Below are 9,170 nucleotides of genomic sequence, written 5' to 3' on the forward strand. Positions count from 1 at the left end.
TTCACAACAAAATTTAAGCATAATTCTTAGAAATAAAGTAATTTAGTAGTTTAGCCCCGAAAAAATCAAAAAAGTGAGCAATACACAATTAGAAGAAGTCTTAGAGACGAACAAAAAGCAGAAGGAATTTTACAATGTAAAGAAGAAGAATGCTGCGACAAAAGTTTGGTCTTTTATGCGGAATAAATTATTATCTGATTTTAGAAAAGAGCTCCAAATCAACGAGCAAGTATATGAAAAGCACAAAACTTGGTTGGGCGATTTGTCAGACAAAAAAGTATTGGATTTAGGCTGTTACGCTGGAAATCACTTGAGTTTATACCTAGCCGAACATTCCAAAAGTTATCTTGGAATTGACTTGAGCGATAAAGCCATCGGACAATTGAACGAACGCTTGAAAGATTTTCCAAATGCAGAAGCGAAAGCGATTGATTTTTTATCGCCCGAATTTGCAGAAAATGACTTTGACATTATATACGCGTATGGCGTGTTGCACCATTTTGAAAGTTTGGACCTATTATTTGGGAAACTCAAAGAAAAACTAGCTGCTGATGGAAAACTCATCTCGTATGATCCGTTAAAGACAAGTTGGCCATTGCGCATCATTCGTGGAATGTACAGACCTTTTCAGTCAGATGCTGATTGGGAATGGCCATTTTCAAAAAAAACAGTCAAACGTTTTCATACAGAATTTAAAGTTGTGGAACGCAGAGCCATCTTAGGAAGTTCAAAATGGGCGTTTTTCTTGAATTTAATTCCGATGAGCGCTGCAAAGCGATTAAATTATATTAAAAAATTACATCAAAAAGATTGGGAACAATCACAAACAAATGATCGTCATTTATATAAATGTATGCATTTAACCATGTTGATGGAACAAAATAAATAACAAACTGATGAGAGATTTAATTATTGTCATCGTGATCGTCGTTATACTTGCGCCATTTTTATTTGTAAATACGCGTAAAAATAAAAAGCGTGCTATGAGTCGCAAGAACAAAGTGTTTATGAAAAAGCATTTAGAACAAAAAAAAGAACCTAAAGATGATTGATTGGAAACTTCCAGCAGCATTACTCATTGGTGGATTATTTGTATATCTCACCAATAGGAAAACTGAGAAAAAGCTGAAAGATCATTTTGAAAGAAAAAGAAAAGAAAACCACAAACCAAAAGCTACGAAAAGAAAAGATGAAAATATATACGAAGACAGGTGACAAAGGAACAACTGCCCTATTTGGCGGCACACGCGTTCCCAAACACCACATCCGAATTGATAGTTATGGAACTGTTGATGAACTCAATTCACACATAGGATTAATCAGAGATCAGGAAATCAATCCGCACTATCAAGAGGTTTTAATGGAAATTCAAGATTTGTTGTTTACTGTTGGAGCTGTTTTAGCGACCGATCCTGAAAAGGCAACCTTAAAGAACGGAAAAGACCGATTGAACATTCCTAGAATCTCAGAAGACAACATTGCTGTGTTAGAAAAAGAAATGGACACTATGAATGATGAATTGCCACCAATGACGCACTTTGTCTTGCCTGGCGGACATCAAACCGTGTCATTCTGTCACATTGCCCGTTGTGTATGCCGTCGTGCAGAGCGTTTAGCATCAGCTCTTTATGAAATTGAGCCTTTTGATCAGCATACATTAAAATACTTAAACCGACTTTCTGACTATCTATTTGTATTGGCACGAAAGTTGTCCCATGATCTACAAGCAAACGAGATAAAATGGATTCCTAAAAAGAATTCGTAATCACCTAAAAATTAAGGAAATACATATCCTTAAAAAAACGTTCTTAAAAATAATGTGTAAATAATGATTTTTTTACTTGACTTTTTCATTTAAAAATTTATTTTTGCAAAAAATTAATATCAAAAAATATGTATTGGACATTAGAATTGGCGTCTCACTTAAGTGATGCTCCTTGGCCAGCTACAAAGGATGAGTTGATTGACTATGCAATTAGAACAGGAGCTCCTTTAGAGGTTGTTGAAAACTTACAATCCATCGAAGATGAAGGTGAAACCTATGAATCTATCGAAGAAATTTGGCCAGATTATCCTACAGATGATGATTATCTCTGGAACGAAGATGAATATTAAAACAAGTTAAACAAGGAAAAAGTCTCCATATTGAGACTTTTTTTTGTTTAATGTAAAACCACATAAACCATGAGTTTTTTAGATTCAGTGTTAAAGGTCTTTGTTGGAGATAAATCCAAGAAAGATATAAAAGGACTCAAGCCTATTGTTGATAAGATAAAAGCGCACGAAGCGCAATTGTCACAATTAACGCTTGACGAACTTAGAGCTCGAACAACACACTTTAGAACGCAAATCGCGGAAGCGTGCAAAGAAAATAACGAAAGAATTGCTTCGCTACAAGAAGAAGCTGAATCAATTTCAGATATCGAACGTAAAGAAGATATCTATCAAGAAATTGATAAACTTAGAGACGAAGAATACGAAATAACGGAAGCTGTCTTGTTTGATATCTTACCAGAAGCATTTGCTGTGGTTAAAGAAACTGCAAAACGCTTTACAAATAACAAGGAACTAAATGTTACGGCAACTCCGTACGACAGAGAATTATCTGGACTTCACGATTATGTAACACTTGATGGCGACAATGCTATCTGGCAAAACTCTTGGGATGCCGCTGGAAAGGAAGTCACTTGGGATATGATTCACTACGATGTACAGTTAATTGGTGGAATTACCATGCATCAAGGTAAAATTGCCGAGATGAAAACAGGAGAAGGAAAAACCTTGGTTGCTACACTTTCTGTTTACTTAAACGCATTACCAGCAAAAGGTGTGCATTTGGTAACTGTGAATGATTACTTAGCAAAACGTGATAGCGCGTGGATGGCACCAATATTCCAATTCCATGGATTTACCATTGATTGTATTGATTACCATCAACCAAACTCTGAAGCAAGAAGAAAAGCCTACGCAGCTGACATCACCTACGGAACAAACAATGAATTTGGTTTCGATTACTTGCGTGATAATATGTCGCATTCGCCAAACGATTTGGTACAACGTCCGCATAACTATGCAATTGTCGATGAGGTCGATTCTGTATTAGTTGATGATGCGCGTACGCCATTGATTATTTCTGGACCAATTCCGCAAGGAGATTTACATGAATTTAATGATTTAAAGCCTAAAATTGCTGACATTGTTGGAAAACAACGTCAGTATTTAACAGGTGTTTTAGCGGAAGCTAAGAAAATGATCAAAGATGGTGATACCAAAGAAGGTGGATTTTTATTATTAAGAGTTTTCAGAGGTTTACCAAAAAATAAAGCATTAATCAAGTTCTTAAGTGAAGAAGGTGTAAAACAACTACTTCAAAAAACGGAGAACTTTTACATGCAAGACAACAATCGCGAAATGCACAAAGTAGATGCAGAATTATTATTCGTGATTGAAGAAAAGAACAATCAAATTGATCTTACAGACAAAGGAGTTGAATATTTATCTGCAGGAAGCAATGATAATGATTTCTTTGTAATGCCTGATATTGGTGGAGAAATTGCCAAAATTGAAGCGCAAGAATTAGAAAAAGAAAAAGAGGTTGAACTCAAAGAAGAACTTTTCCGTGAATTCGGAGTAAAAAGTGAACGTATTCATACCTTAAGTCAATTACTAAAAGCCTACACACTTTTTGAAAAAGATGTAGAATATGTAGTAATGGACAACAAAGTAAAAATTGTTGATGAGCAGACTGGTCGTATCATGGATGGACGTCGTTATTCTGACGGATTACACCAAGCGATTGAAGCAAAAGAAAATGTGAAAATTGAAGATGCTACACAAACTTTTGCAACAGTAACATTACAGAATTACTTCAGAATGTACCGCAAACTATCAGGAATGACAGGTACGGCGGTTACAGAAGCAGGAGAATTATGGGAAATATACAAATTGGATGTTGTTGAAATTCCAACAAACAGACCTATTGCACGTAAAGACAAAGAAGATTTAATCTACAAAACAAAACGTGAAAAATACAATGCCATTATTGATGAGGTAACTGAATTGTCTAAACAAGGAAGGCCTGTGTTAATTGGTACAACTTCGGTTGAAATTTCGGAATTACTAGGAAGAATGCTTTCTATTCGTAAAATTCCACACAATGTATTAAACGCGAAACTACACCAACGTGAAGCAGATATTGTAGCGGAAGCTGGAGAACCAGGACAAGTTACGATTGCAACAAACATGGCAGGTCGTGGAACGGATATTAAGTTGAGTGAAGAAGTAAAAGCCGCTGGCGGATTAGCCATTGTTGGTACAGAACGTCATGATTCTCGTCGTGTAGATAGACAGTTACGTGGTCGATCTGGTCGTCAAGGAGATCCAGGAAGCTCACAGTTTTATGTTTCTTTAGAAGATAATTTGATGCGTTTATTCGGTTCTGACCGAGTTGCCAAGATGATGGACAGAATGGGATTGAAAGAAGGTGAAGTAATTCAGCATTCCATGATGACAAAATCTATTGAACGTGCACAGAAAAAAGTGGAGGAAAATAACTTCGGAATTCGTAAACGTTTGTTAGAATATGATGATGTAATGAATGCGCAACGTGAAGTTGTGTACAAACGTCGTCGCCATGCCTTACACGGAGAGCGTTTAAAGGTAGATATTTCGAATATGGTGTATGACACTACCGAAATCATTACGGAAACAAACAAAGCCGCTAACGACTATAAAAACTTTGAATTTGAGTTAATTCGCTACTTCTCTATCGGAAGTCCAATTTCTGCTGAGGAATTTGAGAAAATGACAGAGCAAGAAATCATTGGAAAAGTATACACAGCTGCTTTCAAACACTACAATGAGAAAATGGAGAAAAACGCGGAAGCGGTTTATCCAGTGATCAGACAAGTGTATGAAAACCCAGAAAACAAATACGAACGAATTGTTGTTAAGTTTACTGATGGAACAAAAGAATTGAATGTTGTCAGTGATTTAAAAGATGCGTATGATTCTCAAGGAAAACAATTGGTAACAGATTTCGAAAAGAATATTTCGTTAGCTATTATTGATGATGCTTGGAAAACGCACTTGCGTAAGATGGACGAATTAAAGCAATCAGTTCAGTTGGCTGTGCACGAACAAAAAGATCCGTTATTAATCTACAAATTTGAAGCATTTGAATTGTTTAAAGATGTAATTGATAAAGTCAATCGTGAAATTTTATCATTCTTGTTTAAAGGAGAATTGGCAGACAACAATCCAGATCGTATTCAAGAAGCACGTGAGCAAAGACGTAAAAAAGAAAACTATAAAACTTCTAAAGAAGAAGTATTAAATAGTGATGAAAAAGCGGCTGCAAATCGTCAAGCGATGCAACAATCGCAAGGACAACGTCCGCAAGTTACAGAAACTATTGTTCGCGATAAGCCAAAAATTGGTCGTAACGAACGTGTGACGATTAAAAATGTAATGACAGGCGAAAACAAAACGGTAAAGTACAAACAAGCAGAACCATTGATTTCAAAAGGACAATGGGTAATTGTTGAAGATTAATTTCGACAAGCTAAATTACCACTCGCTTCGAGTGTTTCAGCGCACTTATAATATATATAAACTCTCATGGAAACATGGGAGTTTTTTTGTTTATAGACTTAGATTCTCGAAGTCTACATATCATCCTTGCAAACTTCTTCATAAATTAATATTCATAACTACGCCATATCAAATTTATAAAGCTTTTATTTTAATAAAATAAGAAACATTTTCAAACAAAAAGAAAGTTAAAACCTTAAAATGTAGACGTTTATTTATACTTCTTGTAAAGGATATTAAGTATAGTTTTAGATATAACTAAAATCAATATTAACCAAATACCAATTTACCATGAAGAAAATAAATTTACTTTTAACAATTTTAATCAGTTTACCAATGCTACTCATTGGACAGGAAACACATGTACAAAACTTTCAATACGGAGTTACTACGGCTGGATTAAATGCCGCAACAGGAAGTTATGGAAGCACCTATTTTGGAACTGGAACAGGAAATTCAGGATATTCTAACACTTTTATGGGTAGCTATGCTGGAGATGTTAATTATGGCTCAAGTGGAGTTTTTATTGGAAGTAGTGCTGGAAAATCAAATACTTCTGGAGGAAATAATATTTTTATTGGTACTTCAGCAGGATTTAGAAATACAACAAGTTCGTACAATACATTTACAGGAAATGCTTCTGGGTATAATCATGTAACAGGTAACAACAATACTTTTTTTGGGTACCGTTCAGGATACAGCAACGTTTCAGGTACAGGAAATATATTTCTTGGTATGAATGCGGGTTACAGTGAATTAGGCAGCAATAAACTATACATAGATAATTCCAACACATCTAATCCACTCATTCATGGCGATTTTTCAACTAACTACTTAAAAATAAATGGAGATGAACACGTGACACAAAAGCTGAGTGTATTCCAAGATTTTGTAGTTGGTAGCACCACTGTTGGATCAGACGTACTAAATGCATTTTTTCACGTAAAGCCGCAACAAGGATATATTAATATTGGAACACCTTACGCACCTACTATATATATTAACCAAAATTACAAACTATTTGTAAATGGAGGAATCCTAGCAAAAGAAGTTCGTGTACGAACTGATTGGGCTGATTATGTGTTTGAAAAAGAATACGAATTAAAACCTTTGAGCGAGGTAGAAAGCTACATAAATGAAAATGGACATTTACCAAATGTACCTTCTGCAAAAACAGTAGAAACTGAAGGATTAAATTTAGGTGATATTACAAAAATACAACAAGAAAAAATTGAAGAGTTAACGCTATATATTATTGAACAAAATAAAAATATAGAAGACCAGCAGCGTATTTTAGAATCACAGCAAGAGCAACTAAATGAAATGAAGGTTTTATTGAAAAAGATGTTGAAAAAAGAAAGTAAATAATATAATTATGAAAAAAACGATACACTATTTACTACTATTTTTTTTCTGCATAAGTTTCACACAGTGGGCGCATGCTCAAAAAGAAGATATTAATAAAGCGATAGACAATTGGCGTTATTGGAAGGAAAGCGCTGAACAAGGAAAAACTCCTTTCAACCCTAATGTTCCATCTAAAAAACCTACGAAAAAAGGTTCCATAATAAATTCAAAAATGGGCGTTGTAGATTCTCCAGATGTAGTTTTACTAACAGGAAACAATGTTTCTCAGAGTGAAAACTCCGTTTTCGTAAATCCAATGAATAATCAAATTGCACTAAATTCAAATAATTCTGAAGTCAATGGAACTGTATTTGGGACAAATGCCCTCTTCAGTTTCGATGGCGGCATCAATTGGGTTGGTAATACCGGAGGTGCAGGCGGAAATAATAGAGGAGATCCAGCGGCAGCTATAAATAATAATGGCGTAAGTTATATAGGTAATATCGCTGCAAATTCAGGTCAAGGCATCTCCATCTCTACAAATAATGGAGCAACTTGGACATCTACAATGATAGCAAATCCAGGTGCAAATGAATTATTAGACAAAAATCACTTGTGGGTTGATAATAGCACTACAAGCGCATTTGAAAGTAATCTTTACAGTGCTTGGACTCCCTTAGCATTATTTGGTGGAAATACTGGAAATCAAGGAGAAATTGCATTATCTAGGTCTACGAACGATGGACAAAATTGGTCAGCTCCCATAACGATAAGTAATGCTGTTAATGCTGTAAGGTTTAATCAAGGTGTAAATATCCAAACGGGACCTAATGGAGAAGTATATGCTACTTGGGCTATTTATGATGCTTTCCCAGCTAGAGAAAACGCTATAGGTTTTGCAAGATCTACTAATGGGGGCGTAACTTTTACTGCCGCTACACGTATCCAAAATAATATCAGAGGAATACGTTGGCAACCTGGTTTTACTGGAGGTTTAGCAAATCCTCATGGGAAAAATATGCGAACAAACTCCTTCCCTGTGATGGCAGTAGATATTAGCGGAGGTCTCAATGATGGAAACATTTATGTAGTTTGGAGCAATCAAGGCGTACCAGGAACTAATACAGGGAATGACATTAGTGTATATATGATTCGTTCTACCAATCAAGGGAATACATGGTCGGCACCGATAAGAGTAAATCAAGATCCTATTGGAAATGTGCAGTATTTTCCATGGATTACATGCGATCCTGTTACAGGAGATTTAAGTGTAATTTTTTATGACGATAGAGATGTTGGTGCTGCGCAAGTTGAAGCTTGGGTAGCTACCTCTACAAATGGAGGAAATACTTGGGAAGATTTTAGAGTAAGTGATGTAGCCTTTACTCCTGCTCCAATTCCAGGATTGGCTGGCGGTTATATGGGTGATTATTTAGGAATCTCTGCAAGAGGTGGACAGGTATATCCTGTTTGGACAGATAATAGATCTGGACAAACCCTTACGTATACTTCTCCATTTCAATTAATAGAAGAATGTCCAGAAAATGCTACCATAACTGCAAATGTTAATTCGGGGCAGACTGAGACTAAACAAGCGAATCAAACTATTACACTTTCAAACACTATAGAATCTTCCGCCACAGGAATATATCATGCTGGAAATGAAGTATTAATGACTCATAATTTCTTAGCGCGTTCAGGAAGTGTATTTAGGTCTTATATTGAAGGATGTACAGGGAATTTTCAAAGCAGAACAATTGCAACAGCTAACTATTTTGAGACTGCACTTAATTTAGCTCCTACGCCAAAATTAATTCCTCAATACAAACCGTCACAACAAGATATTCCAATTACTTTATATCCGAATCCTGCAACCAGTATTGTAACTGTAGAATTAACTGAGGTAATTCAAAATTTCAAAGTAGAAATCTATAGTATGAGTAGAGGATTGATGTATTCTAATCAATTCAAACAATCAAATACAAGTAAATTTCAAGTTGATATTTCAAATTTTATTGAAGGAATTTATTTTATAAAAGTCATTTCAGAAGAAAAAACATTTACTGGAAAAATAATTAAAAAGTAATCTATAACTTAATAAAACAGAGGCTGTCTGAAAAGGCAGTCTTTTTTTTTGCAATTTTTTGAAGTAATTCTTAACTTTAAGAATGAGCAGAAAAGTTATTTTTAAGACCTATTGTCAAGATCAGTTAAGTCTTTTACCTCCAAGT

The 9,170-nt window shown here is 35.2% G+C and carries 8 protein-coding genes; all 8 read left to right on the forward strand.

All coding sequences use genetic code 11. From position 1 onward, the window contains the following. The first annotated feature begins 73 nt into the window (after positions 1–73). The 8 genes from H2O64_RS10780 (at position 74) to H2O64_RS10815 (ending at position 9,025) form a co-directional block, all read left to right on the forward strand. Positions 74–889 (forward strand): class I SAM-dependent methyltransferase, encoded by an 816-nt coding sequence (locus tag H2O64_RS10780; RefSeq protein WP_187562203.1) that lies wholly within the window; start codon positions 74–76, stop codon positions 887–889. Positions 890–896: 7 nt separating this feature from the next. Then, positions 897–1,052 carry a hypothetical protein gene (locus tag H2O64_RS10785; RefSeq protein ID WP_187562204.1) on the forward strand — a complete coding sequence of 52 codons (156 nt, stop codon included), beginning with the start codon at positions 897–899 and terminating at the stop codon, positions 1,050–1,052. Continuing rightward, entirely contained in the window at positions 1,045–1,215 is a 171-nt protein-coding gene (locus H2O64_RS10790; protein ID WP_187562205.1) for a hypothetical protein, read from the forward strand. Before H2O64_RS10785 ends, H2O64_RS10790 begins: the two co-directional genes overlap by 8 nt. Then, positions 1,190–1,765, forward strand: coding sequence for a cob(I)yrinic acid a,c-diamide adenosyltransferase (locus tag H2O64_RS10795; RefSeq protein WP_187562206.1), 576 nt, complete (start codon positions 1,190–1,192; stop codon positions 1,763–1,765). Before H2O64_RS10790 ends, H2O64_RS10795 begins: the two co-directional genes overlap by 26 nt. Before the next feature lie 128 nt (positions 1,766–1,893). Then, positions 1,894–2,115 carry a DUF2795 domain-containing protein gene (locus H2O64_RS10800; RefSeq protein ID WP_160128010.1) on the forward strand — a complete coding sequence of 74 codons (222 nt, stop codon included), beginning with the start codon at positions 1,894–1,896 and terminating at the stop codon, positions 2,113–2,115. Positions 2,116–2,184: 69 nt separating this feature from the next. Further along, complete coding sequence (secA, locus tag H2O64_RS10805; protein ID WP_187562207.1) at positions 2,185–5,553, forward strand: preprotein translocase subunit SecA; 3,369 nt, start codon at positions 2,185–2,187, stop codon at positions 5,551–5,553. Between the two features lie 330 nt (positions 5,554–5,883). Further along, positions 5,884–6,960, forward strand: coding sequence for a hypothetical protein (locus tag H2O64_RS10810; RefSeq protein WP_187562208.1), 1,077 nt, complete (start codon positions 5,884–5,886; stop codon positions 6,958–6,960). A gap of 7 nt (positions 6,961–6,967) precedes the next feature. Further along, complete coding sequence (locus tag H2O64_RS10815; protein WP_187562209.1) at positions 6,968–9,025, forward strand: T9SS type A sorting domain-containing protein; 2,058 nt, start codon at positions 6,968–6,970, stop codon at positions 9,023–9,025. The last annotated feature ends 145 nt before the right edge of the window (positions 9,026–9,170 follow it).

It is taken from the genome of Kordia aestuariivivens (genome assembly GCF_014397005.1).
Classification (GTDB): Bacteria; Bacteroidota; Bacteroidia; order Flavobacteriales; family Flavobacteriaceae; genus Kordia; species Kordia aestuariivivens.